Below are 20,196 nucleotides of genomic sequence, written 5' to 3'. Positions count from 1 at the left end.
ACTTATGTCTGAAACCATTATTGCCATAGAAAATCTCAGGAAGTCTTTTAAAAAGGCTTCTTCGCAAGATTTGCTGGTACTTGAAGATGTCAATTTCCAACTCCAGGAAGGTGAAATAGTCGCCTTATTGGGAAAATCTGGCTCGGGTAAATCAACCTTACTGCGAATTATTGCAGGACTGGTTGCCCCCTCTAGTGGGACTGTTACTTATCGAGGCAAACCAGTTACCAGACCGGTGGCGGGTATTGCTATGGTCTTCCAATCATTTGCTCTGATGCCTTGGCTGAATGTCTTGGAAAATGTAGAGCTTGGGTTGGAAGCACAAGGTGTCAGCCGTGATGAGCGCCGACATCGGGCAATTGAAGCAATCGATATTATTGGTCTGGATGGTTTTGAATCCGCTTTTCCCAAAGAACTGTCTGGCGGGATGCGGCAACGGGTAGGATTTGCCCGTGCTCTGGTGATTAATCCCGATGTATTGTTAATGGATGAACCGTTTTCCGCTCTTGATGTGCTTACTGCGGAAAACCTGAAGTCGGACTTATTGGAACTGTGGAAAGAAAAGAAAACCAATACTAATGGTATTTTGCTGGTCACGCATAATATTGAAGAGGCTGCAACTTTGGCTGATCGTATTGTTATTTTTGGCAATGATCCAGGTTATATCCGTGCCGAATTGCCGGTTACCTTGCCCCAGCCTCGCGATCCTGAAACACCAGAGTTCCGGGCGCTGGTTGATAAAATCTATACCTTGATGACTACAGGTCCCAAAGAAAAAGCCAAGCGAGCGCAACGAGAGCGACAAATTGGTCTGGGTTATCGCTTGCCAGATGTGGAGCCCTCGGAGTTGTCAGGTTTGATTGAAACCATGAAGTCTTTTGAGGAGCGTATTGATTTGCCAGAGCTGGCTGATGAGCTCATGATGAATATTGATGATTTATTCCCTATTTTGGAAACTCTGGAAATTCTTGGTTTTGCTAAAGTATCAGCGGGGGACATCCAGCTCAGTGATTTAGGGAAACAATTTTCAGAAGCCGACTTGCAGGAAAGAAAACAATTGTTTGCCCAAAGGTTATTGGAAAAAGTACCTTTGGCTCGCTATATTCGCCGTGTCTTGGATGAGAAGGTTGGGCATCGTGTTTCTGAAGAACGTTTTTTAAGTAAGTTGGAAGATTACTTAAGTGAAAAAGAAGCCGATCGGGTGTTGCGCACTATGATTGACTGGGGGCGTTATGCTGAGATTTTTGCGTATGATTTTAATACGGGAATTTTAAGTCTGGAAAACCCGGGAAAGGGCTTATAAATTAAGAGGTGACCCGGATTAGACGAAGTCGTAATCCGGGATCAGCTATTAAGCTGATTTTCGTATCAGATAATCTAATATTTGAAATAATCTCTCCGGACTGCCTGCCATTTGTAAATCCGTTTTATATTTATTGTTGATAACAAAAGCCGGCACTGCGTTAATGTGATAATTGGCCATTAAAATCATGCCATTTTGTACTTTCATATCAATGGTTGATGAATTTTCAAATGCGCTTTTGGCTATTTCTCTATCCACACCATGAGCTGCAAAAAAATCAATCATTGCTTGTTTTGACGCCAATGGATTTCTTTCTTCCTGAATGGCTTTAAATAACTGAGGGTTTAATTTGTCAGATAACGCCAGGGTTTTTGCGGTGTAAAACGCTTTGGCATACAGTTCCCACTCGGGTTTAAATACTACTGGAATCCTCTCTACTTGGGCTTTGGCACCCATTTTTCCCGCCCACTCAGTAACTGAAGGATCAATTTTATAACACCACGGACAACCATAACTGAAAAATTCAGTGATCACTGGTACTTTGTTTTTCGCAGCGTCTAATGGGGCCGCAGCAACTGCCTGATAATCTTTTCCTTCTACAAAGTCTGCGGCAAAAGCCATAACGGGCAGCAGGAATAGAATACCGATTAATTTTTTTAACATGTTTGATTCCTTAATATAAACCTTCAATATAATGGGCTACAGCTTCCATATCATCCTGACTCATTCTACCACTAATATCTTGCATGATGTGATTTAAGTCATTAGTGCGTTTAGCGTCTTTAAAAGCCTGTAATTGCAATACAGTATAGGCTGCTTTTTGTCCTGAAAGAACCGGAAAACCTGCTTGGGCATTTCCTGTGCCTTTAGGACCATGACAGGCAATACAGGCTGTGATGTGTTTCTCAAAATCACCACCTCTATAGATTTGCTCTCCTCTTTGCATGTATTTTTTAGGAGTAGCGCCTTCAGCCAAGGGCATTTTAGCATAAAAGGCTGCCAAGTCATCCATATCCTGTTCATTAAGGTTGGCAATCATTGCTATCATGGTCGGAGCAACCCGGGATTTTCCTTCTTTTATATCTTTTAATTGTTTTACGGTATATTTTGCATTTTGGCCTGCAAGATTGGGCCATTCAGGAGTCAGGCTTATTCCTTGCTGACCATGGCAGGCTGCACATACAGTTGCTTTTGTTTGTCCTTCTTGCGGGTTTCCTTGTGCGAAAATACCCAAAGGTAAGCACAAAATTAGAGCCAGTGCTAATTTTTTCATCTATTTCTCATAAAAAATTGGTAATTTAATGGTACACTGCATGGGTCAAAATCCCAAAATGAAATTATATCTCATGTTAGCAAATTTATATTCTAAAGCAGTATTCTTAAAAAGTGCAGCCCGTGTTGATCAATTACCTGACGATACAGGTTATGAAGTGGCTTTTGCAGGTAGGTCAAACGCAGGAAAATCCAGTGCGTTAAATTGTTTAACTGGCATTAAAAGTCTTGCTCGAACCAGCAAGACACCTGGTCGTACTCAATTAATTAATCTATTTAATGTGGATGAGCAGCGGCGTCTGGTTGACTTACCAGGTTATGGCTATGCCAAAGTTGCCCTACAGGTGAAACTGGAATGGCAAAAAAATCTGGCACATTACCTTGAAGTAAGAGAAAGCCTTAAAGGTTTAATTTTGTTAATGGATATCAGACACCCATTAAAAGATCTGGATCAAATGATGGTTGACTGGGCGCTGAATCGCCAACTTCCAGTACATATATTGTTGACTAAATCAGATAAGCTCAGTCGAAGCGAGGCGAAAAACACCGTGCTCAAAGTGCGTAAGCATTATGATTTGGCTGAACATTTGATTTCTGTCCAATCCTTTTCTTCTTTAAAAAAAGATGGAATTGATGGGTTAATAGCGCAATTAAATGCCTGGTTTGAATGGGGTTAATGGCTCTCGCACCCTGCGCAAAAGCTGCAACCAATACCTCGCAATAGGTACGAGGTACTGGTTGAGCGTCTCAGATCATTAAGAAATTCCATTATTACGAATTTGTTTTAACAATTCTTCAACTGTTTGTGGATTTGACAGAGTGGAAAGATCTCCCAATTCAGCAATGTCTTCTACTTCTTGGCAGGCAATTTTTCTCAAAATACGGCGCATGATTTTACCTGATCGGGTTTTAGGTAATTCAATTGCAAAATGGATGTGATCCGGTTTTGCAATCGCGCTGATTTCTTCTTTCACTCGTTCGATTAAAACCGACTTTAATTGTTCGTCTCCCAGGACGCCTTGTTTTAAAATAACAAAGGCAAAGATCCCTTGACCTTTTATCTCATGCGGTATTCCGACAACCCCTGCTTCAGCGACTAAATGATGGTTAACCAGTGCGCTTTCGATTTCGGCAGTTCCCAGACGGTGGCCTGAAACATTTAACACATCATCAATACGTCCAGTTATCCAATAATCTCCCTCTTCATCGCGCTTAGCTCCATCCCCCGTGATGTAATAGCCATGCATCAAATAGGTAGTGCGGAAACGCTGATGATCACCAGCAATGGTTCGTGCCATTGATGGCCATGGGTATTTTATTGCTAATGAGCCTTCTCCCGTTCCCTGGAGTTCCTCTCCTTGCTCATTGAGTAATACCGGGACGATTCCTGGTATTGGCTGGCTGGCGGCTCCTGGCTTAATGTCTGGTGTATCAAATCGAGGACTAATCATGATGGCACCTGTTTCTGTTTGCCACCACGTATCTACAATAGGGCAACTTCCTTTCCCTACTTTTTGATAATACCAATTCCACGCTTCGGGATTAATCGGTTCGCCAACGGAACCAAGCAAACGCAATGATGCTCTAGAGCTGGTATCTAACCATTGATCTCCAGCTCTCATCAATGCGCGAATCGCCGTGGGTGCAGTATAAAAAACGTTAACCTTATATTTATCAATAATATGCCAGTTTCTTGCTGGATCTGGCCACGTGGGAATGCCTTCGTACATCAAAGTAGTGATGCCATTGCACAGAGGGCCATAGACCACATAACTATGCCCGGTTACCCATCCTACATCTGCCGTACACCAAAAAATTTCATGGTTTTGGCAATTAAAAATTAATTGATGTGTATAGGCAACCTGGACCAGATAGCCTCCTGTAGTATGTACGACTCCTTTGGGTTGACCGGTACTTCCTGAAGTATAGAGAATAAATAATGGATCTTCAGAATCCATCGGCTCAGGTACGCATTGCTCAGAAATTGATTGTTTTAAATCATGCCACCAATGATCTTTGTTGCTCTCAAATGCAACCGGTATGTCATTATTTTTAATAACCAAAGTTTGAATGTTCAAATCGTTACTGGCTTCATCGGCCTGTTCTTTTAACGGTACGATTTTGCCGCCACGCTTGAAACTATCTGCAGTGATCAAACAGGTGCATTCGGAGGCGATTAAACGCTGCCTTAAGGCATGGGCTGAAAAACCGGCAAAAATAACGGTATGCACTGCTCCAATTCGAGCACAAGCAAGCATAGCAATGGCCGCTTCCGGGATCATGGGCAAATAGATACCTACTGTATCTCCTTTATTGACCTTTAATTGTTTCAGTACATTACTCATTTTACATACTTCTTCATGCAATTGGGCAAAGGTCAGAGTTCTTTGTTCTTGCTCATTATCACCTTGCCAGATAATTGCTGTTTGCTGTGCTTTATGCGGTAAATGTCTATCCAGGCAGTTGGCACTGACATTTAATTGTCCACCCTGAAACCAGGTAACATCGCCATGAATAAAATCACCCTTAAGCACTGTATCCCAGGGGCGCATCCATTCTGTGGTTTGTCCGGCAATTTCTGACCAGAATTCAGTTAAAGATTCCTCTGCATTACTTAGTTTCGGGGGAGCTAAATGTATAGACTGCATTGTTATACCTCTTGTGTCCTGGCAATGAGTTTAATAATTGCCGAAAAATCCAGTTCACCAAATCCTTGGTCGATAAAATGCTGATACAGTTCTGTTGCTTTAGCACCTAAAGGCGTTTGTGCTTGTACGGCCTGAGCCGAATTTTGGCTTAATAGTAAATCCTTCAGCATCATGGCTGCAGCAAATCCAGGTCTGTATTCGTTATTGGCAGGAACGTGTTCCAGTATTCCCGGAACAGGGACATACTTTGTCATTGCCCAACATTGTCCAGAGGAGTTACTGACCACTTCAAAAAGTTTTTCTGCTGATAAGCCCAATTCTTTTGCCAGGTTGAAGGCTTCTGAAACAGCAACCATTGAAATTCCCAGAATCATGTTATTGCATATTTTTGCGGCTTGACCACTGCCATCAGCACCGGTATGGATAATGTTCTGCCCCATGTTGGCAAGTACGGTTCTTGCTGCGTTAAAGGCCTCTTGGGTTCCACCGACCATAAACGTCAACGTAGCAGCAGCGGCTCCTGCTACCCCTCCGGACACCGGAGCATCAACTGAAAGGAGTTGATGTTCTTTCGCCATTACATGAACTTCGCGAGATGACTGGACATCTATGGTGGAGCAATCAATAAATAGAGTTCCAGCCTTTGCATTTTGGAAGACACCTTCTGTGATACAGACTTGTATTACCTGTTGGCCCGTTTGCAACATAGTAATGAGTATGTCTTGTTCCTTTACTGTTTCCAGAAGACTCGCCGCAATAAAGCCACCCTGTTCTGCAAAGCGGGAGCAGGCCGATTCTTGTAAATCATATCCTGTTACCTGATGTCCTGCTTTAATCAGATTGATGGCCATGGGGAATCCCATATGTCCTAATCCTATAAATCCTATTCTAGCCATGTATCACTCCATATGCATTTTATCTGTTTCCATTTAGATTCAGTGCGCGTCTCTCACTGTCCTAAGTGCACGAATCTTTTTGGTTGGCCAAATGAGCTGATTTTCTGCGGATCACTGTTCTAAAATCAGCTCCTGGGGATTGATAATTAAAATAATTTAATGGGTAGGCATAGCAAAAGCATTGCCCTTTAATTCAGTTTCAGGCCATTTGCTGGTTACGGTTTTGCGGCGAGTATAGAATTGAATGCTCTCATCTCCATGCATGTTGGTGTCGCCAAAAGCCGAACGTTTCCAGCCGCCAAAAGGATGGTTTGCAATAGGGACCGGGATAGGAATATTGACTCCTACCATGCCTGCCTGAACTCGCTGGCTGTATTCTCGTGCACTAAATCCATCACGAGTAAATATTGCTGTTCCATTGCCATATTGGTGTTTATTAACCAATGACAATGCCTCTTCAAACGAGTTCACTCGGACAACTACTAATACCGGTCCAAACAGTTCATTTTGATATATCGACATGTGTTCATTTACGTCATCAAACAGGCACGGTCCTAGAAAGAAGCCTTGTGGGTATTGTGGGTGCTTAAAGGTTCTGCCATCAATAATCAGTTTAGCTCCTTCATTAATTCCTTTATCTATTCCTGCGAGTACTTTCTCACGATGTGCGCTACTGATTAAGGGGCCCATATCGGTGCCTTCGACATCTCCTGCATCAATCTTCATCGCGCGTATCTGAGGCGCCATTTTGGCAATAAGTGCATCGGCAGTCTGATTACCCACTGCTACTGCAACAGAAAGCGCCATGCATCGCTCGCCCGCTGAACCATAAGCTGCGCCAACGATTGCACTGGCTGCTTGATCCAGATCAGCATCAGGCATTACAACGCAATGATTTTTGGCTCCGCCAAAGGTGTGTGCTCTTTTGCCATAAGCAGTAGCTGTTGTATAAATCGAATGAGCAACCGGGGTAGAAGCAACTGCAGTAAAGGCTGCGATATCCGGGTGTGCCAGCAATTGTTCAACTGTTGTTTTATTGCCTTGTAGGCAATTGGCAACACCAGCTGGCAAGCCTGCATCATTTAACAATTCCAATAAACGAATAGGAGCGGATGGGTCTTGTTCTGATGGTTTTAGAATGAAGGTATTACCACAGGCAATGGCCGGAATCATCATCCAGATTGGGACCATTACCGGGAAATTAAATGGAGATACCCCGGCACAAACACCCAGTGGCTGCCTGAAGGTATGGCAGTCAATATGACTGGCAACATTGGGAGAAAAATCCCCTTTGAGCTGATTGACCAAGCCACAGTGTAATTCGACCACTTCGATGGCTCGAGCTACAGAGCCTTTAGCATCATCCAGCGTTTTACCATGTTCGCGAGTAACAATACGGGCTAAATCCATTTGATGTTTTTCTAATAAGTCTCTGAATTTAAACAGGATGCGAGCTCTTTTGATGGCTGGAGTTTGTGCCCAGGCAATTCCTGCTTTTTTGGCAGTTGCAACTGCTTTATCACAGGTATCCTTTGCAGCAAAATGAACTTGGCCTATCACTTCTCCCAAGGCAGGATTATAAATCGGGTGGATTTCTGTGTTGGATTCATTGATTAGCTGACCACCAATATAGTGCGGTACGTTATATCCCATTATTAAACTCCTTTTTTTATTATTTTAAGCAGGAACGTTATCTATAAATTCTCAATAGAGGTGCTATTCATAGTTAATTGCGCGCTCTGGTCCCTGTAATTTATTTGGTTATGGCTTTCAATGTTACCTGGTATTGACGCTTCGTATTATTATCTTGTGAACCGAGCGTTTCTACTACCTCATAATTTGCTGGATTTCCTGCATTTTCAAGAGCATTTTGTACTGCATCATCAATTCCATATTCCGAAAGCCCTACAAAATCTTCTATACTTTTCATAGACATCCTTATATTATTTTACAAATGATATAGTTTAGCATGAAGTAAATCTATTAAGGTAATCAACTTCCTGATATCTTATTTGAGGAAGCAATTTAAGCCGTGAAACATATGATTTGTTTCATTAAATTATTTGTACAATGAACATAAAGCAGTAAGGGAATAAGCTATGGGAAAAGGTATAATTTTACGTGTTCTGGAAGGTATTGTCTTAACTCCTGAGTTGTCTCGCACACTAGATGAACTCTTACCCGGTTATCAGCTCAAAAATTATGATGAAAAGCCTGATTATGCGGGCAGTATAAGTCGGCGCATTCAGAGCCTTCATGATGCATTTTTGTTTATGTTGGATGCTTATCCTCGTGGTTCAAAAAATAAAGCATTTGATAAACAAACATTAAAGGATTATGCCGAAGAGTGTAAAGATTCGTGTGATTTTACTAAAAAGACCGTTGAGGAATTGCACAAAGAGCTGGAAAAATACACTGCCAAGTTAGTAGAAACCATAGCAACCTGCTGGGAATGGCCAAAATCTAACGAAATAGCCGAAGCAAAAGCTGCTTTGAATGAAGCTGAACAATATGTCTTGATGCAGCGAGGGCGTCCGGATTTAGCTACTTTAATGCCTATAGTAATTGGTGAACATGTTGAATATGCCCTGCAATACGATGAATCGCTCCCACCCTACACCGAGCAGTTCCTGCAGGAGCTGGAGAAATTAAAATCATGTAACTATCCTAAAACCCCGTCCTGGTTTCGCAATAACCTATCAGAATATCAACAAGCTTACTTCTGTAATCTGGATCTGGCGTCTATTACTCCGGTAACCGTAATTCAAGATCTCAATGGTTTTATTGTTGCATGGGATAAAATTAAGCGTGAGTCTAAAAACATAACGCGTGATTTGGAACAAATAAACAACGCATTTTCACCGTATCCGTCATGGTTTGATGACCTAAACAAAGGGCAACAGGCGATGATTAAGGAGCTTTCAGGGCTGTCTGGCAGTGTTGACGAGCATCTCGCTGAGTTCAAATCGTTCATAACAACGCAGTCTAGCTCGAAGAGCTTCAACGACACACTGGGCAATATTGCCGCACTACCTCAATGGTACTGGTCTTTATCCAGAATCCAACAATATTATTTAGGCCATGTCTTGCAGACGAACAAAAACGTAGTTGATGTTGTATCATTCCTCTCTAGTCGCCACCGTACCTTACCTGTTCCGGCAAATTACGCCGCTCATAGTCTTTACAAAATTAATAAAGAGGGTGAGGCTATCTTGCTTTATGGCAAGCGTTATCGCTCAAGCCATATTGTAAGTCGTGATGGCCTCGCTTTACCGAAAGCCGTGCAGCAGCGCCACAGTGATACAAATTTTGCCAAAGTGATGGAGTTTGCCAAACCAGGCCAATTAAGTTTGTTGCAAACGTTAATCAGCCCCATTACGGCTTTTGATTACATGCCTGCTTTTCTTATGGATTTCTTGCCTGATTTACCTCCTGATCTTGAGTTGTTTAAATTAGCAAGAGCAACGGTGGGACGAAGTGAGAGGGCAAGTCTTACCCTGGAGCACAATCATCCATTTAATATTGCTAAATATTGGTACTATACCTCGTCAACTGATAAAGACAGTTTATTGCTATTAAAGAAAGGGCAAGAAGCCGCTGCTAGCACACCTGGCTTACAGGAATTACTGGATGATTACAGGAATGTTCTTGAATCGCCTATGGGCTCAGCAACGGTTTGGGATTATGTAGGCAGGGAGCTGTTTTTAAGTTCTTTAGAACAACTAATTGTTCTTCATATGGGTGGGCATAGTTACGGTTCCTGTGTGAGCGGCAAGGATAGAAAGGCCGTTGAGTTAATGCATACGGATGCCATGATTCTGTATAAAGAAAAATATGGCGCCTGGCCAAAATTCGGGGTGCCTAGCAATCAAGCGGAGCGGATTAATTTTATAAATATTTTCGTCGAAATTTATATGACACGACACCAACATGAACATGCAGGACAGAACGCTCCTGGTTCCGAAGGAATAAAGACTCCCAGTTGGTATTTACCAAAAGATATTTCTGATGCAATTAATCAGCGTTTAGGAACGGAAAAAGGCTTAATCTATGATGACCGATTGGCTACTGATAATGAAGTAAAAAACATCAGTAAAAAATTGTATTCCTATTTCTTACCTGAAAATGAATTACTGTGTAAGTTAACGGCAAGGCAAATGGGAGAAGCGTTGTGTACTAAGTTATATGATGCGTTAACGTCATTAATTAACGAAGAAAGTCGATTTCAGAAAAAACATGAGAGCAGCTGGTTCGGATTTTTTGATAAAAGCCCTGTTGTTGGGCCTACTCCAACCGGTATAAGAAATATTCGCGGTGTCATGCAGGATAAAGATTCAGGCAATGACAATGTGCTTCGGATGGAAAAAATCTTTTTAAAAGTATTGGAACGACCGGAAACAGATTCCTCCAGGACTAAAGAAACCATGTCTATTTATGGACGAATCCGTGACTGTTTATTGCCTCCATTTAAATTAGGAGATACTTTAGCTTATCTGGCTGGGTTGGCTATTGAGGAATGGACCAAATTGTTTGAGGAATCTAAAAAAATAAACAGTGCCGCAATGAGTACTAATGGTTTAGTTACTCTCTAGAGATTGGGCTGTTGCCATTTCGCTAAAAGAAGTGGCAACAGCTGCTGCTTATTACAACAAATATTCCAAGCCATAAATTAATGTATTTAATCCTTGTACTTTTTGACAGGCAAGAACAACTCCCGGCATAAAACACTTACGATCTATGGTATCGTGAGTAATGGAAAGTGTTTCACCTGGATTACCAAAAATGACTTCCTGGCGAGCCAATACACCTGGCAGACGTAGTGAGTGGATATTGATGTCATGATGCGAGCCTCCCCGAGCGCCAGGAATCAGCTCTTTTAATTCGAGTTTATTTTTGGAGTTTTTCCGTGCCGCAGCTATCATTTCAGCGGTTTTCAATGCAGTTCCTGATGGGGCATCAAGTTTTTGTTGATGATGGGCTTCAATAATTTCTACCTCTGATAAATATTCGGATGCTTTGGCTGCGAAGCTCATCATTAGCACTGCTCCAATTGAGAAATTGGGGACTATAATTCCACCTAATTGCCGCGATTCGCATGCTTCTGTTAATTCTGTAATTTGGTTTGCAACTAAGCCTGAGGTACCTATAACTGGTGAAGCACCCTGTTTTATTATGGTGAGCGCATTTTCGTAAACACTGTCTGCCCGAGTTAAATCAACTACAATTTGGGCGTTGGTATCTGTTATGGCTTGAGCAAGATTATCCTGTCTTGTCAGTTGTGCGACCAATTCAAAATCACTATGATTCATCAAGGTGTCGCATGCTAGTGCTCCCATTTTACCTTGTGCCCCATTTACAATAACTCGCGTTAACATGTGTTCTCCACTATCAATACCGGTTGAGTAAAACTTGATGGTTGGTTATGCGTTGGTTTTTTAGTTTTATGACTCTTTCGTCTGATGGCATGTACGCCATGCCCAAACTGCAGCAAAAGGCCAGCCAATGACACTCGCCTGCATTACTAACGCAACTAAGGCGCCACCTGGGTTATCGTGAAGCAATAACACTAACCACGGAAATAAGATAGCTAGAATTGACATAATTATTCGTTTCATTATGAATCCACCATTTATTGAATTTTTAATTATAGACTTATCATAAAGCATTTTGCTAATCGGATACAAATTAAACAGCCTAGCCTAATTCAACTTTAGTCTTTGGAAATGATAGAGAGTGCTTGCAAACAACCATTAAACATTGTACATTGTGCGCTCATTTCTAAGTGAATATCCATTTTCTAATTTCGGACATGAAAACCAACTACGCAAGGTCATTGGACTTTATCAAACCAAATAACTTTAGTTATTGTCTTCCTATTACACTTTATACAACAAAGGTATCATAATGAGAAAACAGGAGCTGCATCCTCGCACCGCTGTCATTAATAAAAGCCAAAAAAATCAATCAAAACGCTCGCGATCTGAAGCTTTAATATGGCTTGCTGCTAATTTTCCTTTAGCATTTGATAATTCATTACGAATTCGTCCGCTGAAAAAGGGTATTATGGATGACATTCTGCATTATGCAGATAAAGCTGCAGAAGCTGGTATTTCTAAAAGTAAATTAAGGGAAGCGGTTGTTGTGTTTACTCGCCGTCTCGACTATCTGGCGTGTTTGAAAGCTCGTGAAATGAGAATTGATCTGGACGGTAACGAGGTAAGTGACGTTTCAGAGGAAGAAGCAGAGCATGCTGCTGCCAAAATTAAAAAGCGAGTGGAAAAAAGTGTAAGAAATGCGCGTAAAATATTAGCTGGAAAAACAACGACACAAGCAGTCAGCCTCACACAACAGCAAAGTCATGGATACAACAGTAAACCGATTCAATCAAGTTCTACCGTAGCTCAGGATGATTATTTACCTACTTATCCGGCACGAGCACCTGCGTATAGTACACAGCATGCATCAACTCAGCCGGTTAGAACAGCAGCAGTAGTTGTAAAACATAAAACAACCAGACAATATGATCCCGATGCAGTTGCACGGCTAAAAGAGAAATTGGGCTTGTCGCGTAGTGCGGAAGAAAAAAAAGAAACGGTCGAATAATTAATGAAATTACGTACTTTATTGCTTAGTTGTGTCTTGTTTCAACATGCATTAGCGGCACCACAATTTACAAAATCAGCTCCGGTATTTAGTGGACATTATGATTTAAAAGGAGCGCAGTTATGTGATACTGCCAGACAAACTCTGGCGTACCTCAACAAAGGGGGCAGCTATGATCCATCGGTAATTCATGGTGGCCGAGCCGTCAATATTCCTTTAGAACGAGTAAAAGACACGTTAGTATTTATCTGTCACAATCAGTCCAGAATGAATAATCCAGATTTCATTAAACAGAATTTTGAATTTATTCGCTGGTACCCCGATGCACATCGGGCGCAACAATTATCTGCAAACAAGCCCTTATTAAAAAATCTGCCGGAAGATCGTATTTTAATGACTAAATATTACGTTCATTTAGCTAATGCCAGTATGACAAAATCCGCGAAGACACCATATGCTCTTTATGGTTTACCTGCGGATGAGCAAGGACTTACTCTTGAGCAGGCAGACTTAAAACCCGGACTTACCCGTTTTAAATACGGCAAACAGGCTGTGCTAGCAGGGGGGCTTACACACCAATCGATCCCTGTTCTGGCTTATTTGAGCCGTGATGACTTGGAATCTGCTTTATTGCAAGGCACGGTTGTTGCTGAGTTTGCTAATAAAACGAAAAAGACATTTAACGTACATCGCAATAACAATATTGGTTATGATCGTACTAAACCGCCTTACGAGCAGGAACGTTATTGGTATTTTAAACAGGTTGAGGGAATCAAAGGTTATGGTAAAGATGCGGATCATAAAATTACGGTTAACCCAGAAGTCACCTTTGCTGCTGATTTGAATCAATTGGGTTTAGGAAAATTGTTACTTATTCAATATCGTGATCAATCTGGTGTTACTGTTTCCAGAGCAGGAATATTTGCTGATACCGGTGGTGCTTTTGCGGATAATTTGTATCAGGTTGATTATCTTGCAGGCAGCTATTCTGGAGTGAAGGCATTTTCACAAGCCACCAGACAATTGCCCGATTATGTGGATGCTTATTTTATGGTAGTCAAAAAACATTAGGGTCTGCTGAGTCATTTCCTGCTTTCTAGATCAGGAAACCGTCTTAGCGGTACTTATGATATTAGTACTGCTAAGACAATCTTATCCTTTTAGCTTGGAACTCTTATGTTCCAATAGAGATTATTTCCATGCTATTAGTGCCTCCGGGGGTTCCTATAGTTCTGCCGCGAGTTAATAACACATAACCTTTTTTCTCAATGTATCCCGTACGCATCAGTTCATCCAGAATTGCCTGATTTAAATCATGCTGAGCCAAACGATGGTAATCAAGAAAAACAGGGTATACATTATTTACTAAACACAGGCGGCCAATCGTTCTTTTATTGGCAGTTACTGCGATAATAGGTACAGTACTGTGTTGTCTTGATATCCATAAAGCAGTATCACCAGATTCGGTTAGAGTGATGATTGCTTCAATTGGGAAATGATTGGCTGCATGCATAGTCGCCATGGCAATGGCCTGATCGGCACGTTGATAATGGCATGATTCGGGATCGGCGTGATAAAAAAAGCTGGCGTGTTTTTCGGCACTTAAGCAAATTTTATTAACCATGGTGATTACTTTAACGGGGAATTGTCCACTTGCAGTTTCTGCGGAAAGCATGACCGCATCAGTTCCATCCAGTATTGCATTTGCAACATCAGATACTTCTGCGCGTGTGGGCTGAGGATTGGTGATCATTGATTCCATCATTTGGGTCGCAGTGATTACCACTTTGTCCAAAAGGCGGGTTTGTTCTATAAGATGTTTTTGAATGGCTGGAACTTCTGCTGCACCAACTTCAACCCCCAAGTCTCCTCTGGCTACCATAATGCCATCAGCCTCCTGGATAATCTCGGTTAAATGCTCCAGTGCTTCGGTTCGTTCTATTTTTGCAATTATAGGTGTCGTTTTTGCCCCAAACTCTTTCATTAAAGCACGTGCATTACGTATATCTTCCGCATCTTTAACAAAAGATAGACTGACATAATCTACTTCTGCCTGAACTGCCGTACGCAGATCATTGATGTCTTTTTCTGTTAGTGTTCTGGCAGCTAATCCGCCACCCTTCCTGTTTAAGCCTTTTAGATCAGAAAGAACACCACCTTCAATGACTGAGCAATAGATTTTTGAACCAGAAATTGCAATGACTTCCAGCTCGATAAGGCCGTCATTAAGCAGGAGATAATCGCCGGCAGTCAACTCTTCAGACAAACTGGGATAGGCTACAGAAACTCCTTGTGTGTCTCCCATTTCGCCATGCGACTGGCAATCCAGAACAAAGCTTTGGCCATTTACCAAAGTAATCGATTTTTCTTTAAATCGACCTATGCGAATTTTAGGGCCTTGCAAATCGGCCATAATGGCAACTGGACGATTTAGCTCTTCAGTAATGTCTCGTATCAATGCAATCAGCTGAGTGGCTGAAGCATCGGCATGCGAAAAATTAATTCGCACTATATCGACTCCGGCATCGAGCATTTCACGTAGGATAACAGGGTCCTTGCTGGCAGGACCCAGGGTAGCAACTATTTTAGTTCGTCGTAACATCTTTAGCCCGCTCCTGCAAAATGGCTACGGCTGGCAGGGTTTTCCCTTCCAGACATTCAAGGAAGGCTCCACCTCCAGTGGAGATATAAGAGATCTGATTGTTCAGATCATAAAGATCAACTGCTGCCAGAGTATCACCACCACCAGCAATTGAAAATGCATTACTTTCTGCAATAGCTATGGCAAGGGCTCGTGTTCCATAGGCAAACTGAGCAAATTCAAAAACTCCTACCGGCCCGTTCCAAATGATGGTTTTTGCGTCATCGATCATATCGACATATTCGCTAACTGTCATTGGTCCAATGTCCATGATCATGTCATCACATGCAACATTTGCCAACGATTTATTGAAAGCAGGACAATTTTCACTGAATGTTTTACCTACAACTACATCTGTAGGCAAAGGAATTTTACATCCTTTTTCCTCAGCAAGCTTTAAAATCTCTCGTGCTTCATCTAATAAATCAGGCTCATACAATGAGAGTCCTATTTCAAAGCCCTGAGCTTTCAAAAAAGTATTGGCAATTCCGCCACCTGGTATCAAGCAGTCCACCATGCACACTAATTGCTTGAGCAGAGTGAGTTTGGATGAAACTTTTGCTCCACCTACGATCGCCACTATAGGTTTTTGCGGGTTTTTAAGTACTGTTTGCAGTGCTTCAAGCTCGCGAACCAAGAGAGGGCCCGCTACGGCAATGGGTGCATATTGTGCTACACCATAAGTAGAGGCTTGGGCTCTATGAGCTGTGCCGAAGGCATCCATAATAAACACATCACATAAATTCGCCAGTTTTTGGGCAAGATGTTCATCATTCTTTTTTTCACCCGGGTTAAAGCGAACGTTTTCGCAAACGACCAGTTCACCTGGTTGAATATCAATTCCATTGAGATAGTCACTAACAAATCGTACCGGATAATTGAGGTGTTGCTGCAAATAATCAGCTACAGGCTGTAAAGAAAATCGCTTTTCAAATCGGCCTTCCTCAGGACGACCAAGATGTGACAGCACCATCACTGCAGCTCCAGTCGCCAGAGCTGCTTGCAGGGTTGGTAATGCTGCCTGCAGTCTCTGGTCACTGGTGATAATTCCATCTTTAATCGGTACATTTAAATCTTCACGAATTAAGACTTTTTTGCCTGTAAGGTCTATATCGTGCATTTTAATCAGATTCATTAGATATCCCTTAGCAATTCATCATTTGGTGTGCTGTGTCTATCATGCGGTTTGAGAATCCCCACTCGTTATCATACCAGGCAACAACCTTAACCAGATTTCCCAGTACTTTAGTTTGGGTTGCATCAAATATTGCTGACGCAGGATTGTGGTTAAAATCACATGAGACTAATGGATCTTCGTTGATTTGTAAAATACGACTTTTGGCTTGACGAACCAGATTATTGACTTCGTCTACTGTTGTTTCTCGTTTTGCAGTAAAGGTTAAATCAATCACTGAGACGTTCAGAACAGGAACTCGCATGGCAAAGCCATCTAATTTGCCATCTAACTCAGGCAAAACAAGGCCTACAGCTGCTGCAGCACCAGTTTTGGTCGGGATAATGGATTGGGTTGCTGAACGCGCGCGACGCAGATCTTCATGGCTGCCGTCTAAAAGCATTTGGTCTTTAGTATAAGCATGCACTGTGTTGAGCAATCCATGTTCAATTCCTAACCCGTCATTTAATGGTTTAACTACTGGCGCAAGACAGTTCGTGGTGCATGAGGCATTGGATACAATTATATCTGATGCTTTCAATACGTCATGGTTAACCCCATAAACAACAGTCGCATCCACTCCTTTGCCTGGTGCAGATATCAATACTTTTTTCGCTCCTGCAGTAATATGCTGCATGGCAGCCTCTCGCTTGGTAAAGAATCCGGTGCATTCAAATACGAGATCAATATTTAACTCTTTCCAGGGAAGGTGTGCTGGATTACGTTCTGCGGTGACCTGGATGCTGTGGTCATCTACAATCAGCATATTTCCTTCAATTGATACATCCGAGCCAAAGCGGCCATGAGTTGTGTCATGACGGGTAAGATGAGCAGTTACCTCTATACCTGACAAATCATTGATTGCGACAACCTCAAATTCATTTTGTCTATTGGACTCAAAAATTGATCTTAAGATACAGCGACCAATGCGACCATAACCATTTATTGCGACTCGTATTGCCATACTACTTCTCCGAGTTGAGGTGTTCTCCGTATTCTTGCCAATGACAAGGATAACCTGTGTATTCAAGGATGCGGGTTACACTATTGTTTGTTTAGTTAATCTATCCAGTGTGTTTAATATGTTTTCTACGGTAATGCCCAAGGCGTCGTATGCCTGGGTTGCTGGGGCTGAAACACCAAAACAATCCAAGCCGATTACTGCGCCATCCAAGCCAACAAATTGATACCAATAAGCACTGCTTGCAGCTTCAATTGCAATCCTAATGCGCACTTCTTGGGGCAATACGCGATTTCTATAAGATGAATCCTGAGCTAAAAATCGTTCGCCACAAGGCATTGATACTACTCTGACCTTTAATCCCTTGGACTTTGCCTGTTCTGCTGCAGCTATTGCTAATTGGACTTCTGAACCTGTTGCTATCAATAGGGCATCAGGTGTTCCGACACAGTCCACAATAATATATCCTCCTTTTTTTATTAACTCGGCGGCGTCATCGCTATGAGGAAGGGCGGGTAAATTTTGTCTGGACAGCAATAAAGATGCAGGCCCGTTATGATGCTCTAAAGAGTGTTGCCATGCAACAGCCGTTTCCATTAAGTCAGCAGGTCTCCATACGGTCATACCTGGGGTCATTCGTAACATCGCTGCATGTTCCACCGGCTGATGTGTTGGGCCATCTTCACCCAGGCCAATGGAGTCATGAGTAAACACATAAATGACTCTTTGTTTCATTAAGGCACTAAGACGAACGGCATTACGAGCATAATCTGCAAATACGAGGAATGTACCACCGTAAGGTATAAAGCCACCATGAACGGCAAAACCATTCATTATTGCAGCCATTGCAAATTCACGAACACCATAATACAGATAGTTGCCAGAAAAATCATGGGCTGATATTGCCTTGCTTCCAGACCAGTCGGTATTATTTGAGCCAGTAAGGTCGGCAGAGCCTCCCAACATCTCAGGTAGTAATGACGCAAAATATTCAATGCATTGCTGCGATGCTTTTCTTGTGGCTATGGCTTTTCCATTAGTGCGACATTGATTTAGAAACGATGCGGAGATTTCTGGCCAGTTATCAGGCAGATCACCATTTATTCGACGCAAAAACTCAAGATTTTCATCTGGATAACATTGTTGGTATTCATGGTGAATGTGCAGCCATTGCTGTTCTTCTTTTTCACCTTGTTCTGAATGATTCCATTGTTGCGCAATGGATTCAGGGATGACGAAGGGGGCATGAGGCCAGTTGAAATACTGCCTTACATTGGTTAAGTCTTCGCTGCTTAAGGGAGAGCCATGCGATTTTTCACTGCCTGCAACTGATGAACCAAGGCCAATGATGGTTTTACACATGATCAATGTGGGTTGTGTTTTATTGGCGCGTGCCTGGATAATCGCGTGTTCAATGGCACCCATATCGTGACCATCAACGTTCTCTATAACCTGCCAGTTATAGGCTTTAAATCGGGATGCAGTATCGTCAGTGAACCAGGAATCTACTTTTCCATCAATGGAAATACCATTGTCGTCATAAAACACAATGAGTTTTCCTAAGCCCAATGTCCCCGCTAAAGAACAGGCCTCATGAGAAATGCCTTCCATTAAACAACCATCGCCAACAAAGGTATAGGTGTAATGATCTACTAATTCAAAATGATCCCGGTTGAATTGGCTTGCCAGAATTTTTTCAGCTATAGCCATGCCCACTGAATTTGCCAGGCCTTGGCCTAGTGGTCCTGTTGTTGTTTCAACCCCAGGAGTATGGCCGTATTCTGGGTGACCGGGTGTTTTAGAATGTAACTGGCGAAAATTTTTAAGTTCTTCAATGGATACATTGTATCCGGTAAGGTGCAGCAATGAATAAAGCAGCATGGATCCATGACCGTTAGATAATACAAAACGATCTCTGTTAAACCACAGGGGGTTTTTAGGATTGTATTTTAAGAATTTTTTCCACAAGACGGTGGCAATATCTGCCATACCCAAAGGCATGCCAGGATGGCCAGATTGAGCCTGATTCACGGCATCAACACTTAATATGCGCACTGCATTAGCTAATTCTTTAGAAAGATTCATGCGAACTCTTATGCATTTGACTGAGGCGCTATTGTCGCTCAGAAGGCATAAATCAGCAAGAAAACCATTCATTTTTAGTTGGAACTCATGTAAATTCTATCAGTTAATGTTTTTAAAATTTTACTTATTGTTTATTTTTTGGCATAATGCACCTGTTTTTGTATCTTTGTTAAAAGAAAAGCTAGAGTACTGGTTGCATTAAGCTGGTATTTAAGGCCAAAACGAAAATAATTTAATATCCTAAAGGTATTATCAAAAGATTATGACGCCCGTGATTGCGCATCTACAAAGCAGTATTCCTGGCTTACCCTTTCCGGTGAAACATGGTTCTGTGCACTGGACTTTTACGGAGGGTTTAAACCAATTCGGCCCTGATTTCTATAAGCACATAGTACCCTTGCATCCTGTTTTAAATTTGGAATACAGTGTTTTATGTAATCAGCTACGACATAATTTCTTATTTCCGAGCAACGCGACTCAAGATCAGATTGTTGAGCAACTGAAAGCGGCATTAATGCTTGCTGAATTATTAGAACACATGCACTTGCATTATTTGGTTGTTCCTTACGAAGTTACACGATTACGTCGACACCAACTGCTCTATAAAGAAATG

General features: G+C 42.0%; 17 protein-coding genes and 1 pseudogene. 6 read left to right on the top strand and 12 right to left on the bottom strand.

Annotated features, from left to right (window positions below; genetic code table 11):
* The first annotated feature begins 4 nt into the window (after nt 1-4).
* Nucleotides 5-1,303, top strand: coding sequence for an AAA-associated domain-containing protein (locus Q0495_RS08275; RefSeq protein WP_298624894.1), 1,299 nt, complete (start codon nt 5-7; stop codon nt 1,301-1,303).
* Between the two features lie 48 nt (nt 1,304-1,351).
* On the opposite strand, the gene Q0495_RS08270 is transcribed toward Q0495_RS08275, so the two are convergent.
* Together Q0495_RS08270 and Q0495_RS08265 are read right to left on the bottom strand one after the other, a co-directional pair.
* Entirely contained in the window at nt 1,352-1,966 is a 615-nt protein-coding gene (locus Q0495_RS08270) for a thiol:disulfide interchange protein DsbA/DsbL (protein WP_298624892.1), read from the bottom strand.
* 10 nt (nt 1,967-1,976) lie between these two features.
* Nucleotides 1,977-2,576: a c-type cytochrome gene (locus Q0495_RS08265; protein ID WP_298624890.1), complete on the bottom strand. Its 600-nt coding sequence runs from the start codon at nt 2,574-2,576 to the stop codon at nt 1,977-1,979.
* A 73-nt stretch (nt 2,577-2,649) separates the two neighbouring features.
* On the opposite strand from Q0495_RS08265, the gene yihA reads away from it, so the two are divergent.
* Nucleotides 2,650-3,252, top strand: a complete 603-nt coding sequence (yihA, locus tag Q0495_RS08260; RefSeq protein ID WP_298624945.1) for a ribosome biogenesis GTP-binding protein YihA/YsxC — start codon at nt 2,650-2,652, stop codon at nt 3,250-3,252.
* Between the two features lie 78 nt (nt 3,253-3,330).
* Here yihA and acs read toward each other — a convergent pair whose 3' ends face one another.
* The 4 genes from acs to Q0495_RS08240 form a co-directional block, all read right to left on the bottom strand.
* Nucleotides 3,331-5,223 carry an acetate--CoA ligase gene (acs, locus tag Q0495_RS08255; RefSeq protein ID WP_298624888.1) on the bottom strand — a complete coding sequence of 631 codons (1,893 nt, stop codon included), beginning with the start codon at nt 5,221-5,223 and terminating at the stop codon, nt 3,331-3,333.
* Nucleotides 5,224-5,225: 2 nt separating this feature from the next.
* Nucleotides 5,226-6,119: a 3-hydroxyisobutyrate dehydrogenase gene (gene mmsB, locus Q0495_RS08250; protein WP_298624886.1), complete on the bottom strand. Its 894-nt coding sequence runs from the start codon at nt 6,117-6,119 to the stop codon at nt 5,226-5,228.
* A gap of 156 nt (nt 6,120-6,275) precedes the next feature.
* Nucleotides 6,276-7,772, bottom strand: a complete 1,497-nt coding sequence (locus Q0495_RS08245) for a CoA-acylating methylmalonate-semialdehyde dehydrogenase (RefSeq protein ID WP_298624884.1) — start codon at nt 7,770-7,772, stop codon at nt 6,276-6,278.
* Nucleotides 7,773-7,872: 100 nt separating this feature from the next.
* Nucleotides 7,873-8,049 (bottom strand): dodecin domain-containing protein, encoded by a 177-nt coding sequence (locus Q0495_RS08240; RefSeq protein ID WP_298624883.1) that lies wholly within the window; start codon nt 8,047-8,049, stop codon nt 7,873-7,875.
* Nucleotides 8,050-8,218: 169 nt separating this feature from the next.
* On the opposite strand from Q0495_RS08240, the gene Q0495_RS08235 reads away from it, so the two are divergent.
* Entirely contained in the window at nt 8,219-10,711 is a 2,493-nt protein-coding gene (locus Q0495_RS08235; protein WP_298624881.1) for an oxidoreductase, read from the top strand.
* Nucleotides 10,712-10,762: 51 nt separating this feature from the next.
* On the opposite strand, the gene dapB is transcribed toward Q0495_RS08235, so the two are convergent.
* Both dapB and Q0495_RS08225 read right to left on the bottom strand, forming a co-directional pair.
* On the bottom strand, nt 10,763-11,494 hold the full coding sequence (dapB, locus tag Q0495_RS08230) for a 4-hydroxy-tetrahydrodipicolinate reductase (protein ID WP_298624880.1): 732 nt from the start codon (nt 11,492-11,494) through the stop codon (nt 10,763-10,765).
* Between the two features lie 66 nt (nt 11,495-11,560).
* Complete coding sequence (locus Q0495_RS08225) at nt 11,561-11,734, bottom strand: hypothetical protein (RefSeq protein WP_298624879.1); 174 nt, start codon at nt 11,732-11,734, stop codon at nt 11,561-11,563.
* Nucleotides 11,735-12,023: 289 nt separating this feature from the next.
* On the opposite strand from Q0495_RS08225, the gene Q0495_RS08220 reads away from it, so the two are divergent.
* Both Q0495_RS08220 and Q0495_RS08215 read left to right on the top strand, forming a co-directional pair.
* Nucleotides 12,024-12,722 (top strand): ProQ/FinO family protein, encoded by a 699-nt coding sequence (locus tag Q0495_RS08220; protein ID WP_298624877.1) that lies wholly within the window; start codon nt 12,024-12,026, stop codon nt 12,720-12,722.
* A 3-nt stretch (nt 12,723-12,725) separates the two neighbouring features.
* The gene (locus Q0495_RS08215; protein ID WP_298624876.1) at nt 12,726-13,793 is read left to right on the top strand and encodes a hypothetical protein; all 1,068 of its coding nucleotides are present in this window, start codon (nt 12,726-12,728) and stop codon (nt 13,791-13,793) included.
* A 103-nt stretch (nt 13,794-13,896) separates the two neighbouring features.
* Here Q0495_RS08215 and pyk read toward each other — a convergent pair whose 3' ends face one another.
* The 4 genes from pyk to tkt form a co-directional block, all read right to left on the bottom strand.
* Nucleotides 13,897-15,324 (bottom strand): pyruvate kinase, encoded by a 1,428-nt coding sequence (pyk, locus tag Q0495_RS08210; RefSeq protein ID WP_298624875.1) that lies wholly within the window; start codon nt 15,322-15,324, stop codon nt 13,897-13,899.
* Entirely contained in the window at nt 15,308-16,498 is a 1,191-nt protein-coding gene (locus tag Q0495_RS08205; RefSeq protein WP_298624873.1) for a phosphoglycerate kinase, read from the bottom strand. Before Q0495_RS08205 ends, pyk begins: the two co-directional genes overlap by 17 nt.
* Before the next feature lie 10 nt (nt 16,499-16,508).
* On the bottom strand, nt 16,509-17,501 hold the full coding sequence (gene gap, locus Q0495_RS08200) for a type I glyceraldehyde-3-phosphate dehydrogenase (RefSeq protein ID WP_298624871.1): 993 nt from the start codon (nt 17,499-17,501) through the stop codon (nt 16,509-16,511).
* A 75-nt stretch (nt 17,502-17,576) separates the two neighbouring features.
* Complete coding sequence (gene tkt / locus Q0495_RS08195) at nt 17,577-19,583, bottom strand: transketolase (RefSeq protein ID WP_298624869.1); 2,007 nt, start codon at nt 19,581-19,583, stop codon at nt 17,577-17,579.
* Nucleotides 19,584-19,845: 262 nt separating this feature from the next.
* On the opposite strand from tkt, the pseudogene Q0495_RS08190 reads away from it, so the two are divergent.
* Nucleotides 19,846-20,196: pseudogene (locus Q0495_RS08190) on the top strand (hypothetical protein); the annotation flags it as partial.

Source organism: uncultured Legionella sp. (assembly GCF_937871865.1).
Taxonomy (GTDB): domain Bacteria; phylum Pseudomonadota; class Gammaproteobacteria; order Legionellales; family Legionellaceae; genus Legionella.
The sequence above is the reverse complement of the archived record's forward strand: the minus strand, read 5'-3'. Positions and strand labels throughout refer to the sequence as shown.

Coding starts and splice junctions, on each gene's coding strand:
- Q0495_RS08275 (WP_298624894.1), top strand. CDS start 5: ATGTCTGAAACCATTATTGCCATAGAAAATCTCAGGAAGTCTTTTAAA.
- Q0495_RS08270 (WP_298624892.1), bottom strand. CDS start 1,966: ATGTTAAAAAAATTAATCGGTATTCTATTCCTGCTGCCCGTTATGGCT.
- Q0495_RS08265 (WP_298624890.1), bottom strand. CDS start 2,576: ATGAAAAAATTAGCACTGGCTCTAATTTTGTGCTTACCTTTGGGTATT.
- yihA (WP_298624945.1), top strand. CDS start 2,650: ATGTTAGCAAATTTATATTCTAAAGCAGTATTCTTAAAAAGTGCAGCC.
- acs (WP_298624888.1), bottom strand. CDS start 5,223: ATGCAGTCTATACATTTAGCTCCCCCGAAACTAAGTAATGCAGAGGAA.
- mmsB (WP_298624886.1), bottom strand. CDS start 6,119: ATGGCTAGAATAGGATTTATAGGATTAGGACATATGGGATTCCCCATG.
- Q0495_RS08245 (WP_298624884.1), bottom strand. CDS start 7,772: ATGGGATATAACGTACCGCACTATATTGGTGGTCAGCTAATCAATGAA.
- Q0495_RS08240 (WP_298624883.1), bottom strand. CDS start 8,049: ATGAAAAGTATAGAAGATTTTGTAGGGCTTTCGGAATATGGAATTGAT.
- Q0495_RS08235 (WP_298624881.1), top strand. CDS start 8,219: ATGGGAAAAGGTATAATTTTACGTGTTCTGGAAGGTATTGTCTTAACT.
- dapB (WP_298624880.1), bottom strand. CDS start 11,494: ATGTTAACGCGAGTTATTGTAAATGGGGCACAAGGTAAAATGGGAGCA.
- Q0495_RS08225 (WP_298624879.1), bottom strand. CDS start 11,734: ATGAAACGAATAATTATGTCAATTCTAGCTATCTTATTTCCGTGGTTA.
- Q0495_RS08220 (WP_298624877.1), top strand. CDS start 12,024: ATGAGAAAACAGGAGCTGCATCCTCGCACCGCTGTCATTAATAAAAGC.
- Q0495_RS08215 (WP_298624876.1), top strand. CDS start 12,726: ATGAAATTACGTACTTTATTGCTTAGTTGTGTCTTGTTTCAACATGCA.
- pyk (WP_298624875.1), bottom strand. CDS start 15,324: ATGTTACGACGAACTAAAATAGTTGCTACCCTGGGTCCTGCCAGCAAG.
- Q0495_RS08205 (WP_298624873.1), bottom strand. CDS start 16,498: ATGAATCTGATTAAAATGCACGATATAGACCTTACAGGCAAAAAAGTC.
- gap (WP_298624871.1), bottom strand. CDS start 17,501: ATGGCAATACGAGTCGCAATAAATGGTTATGGTCGCATTGGTCGCTGT.
- tkt (WP_298624869.1), bottom strand. CDS start 19,583: ATGAATCTTTCTAAAGAATTAGCTAATGCAGTGCGCATATTAAGTGTT.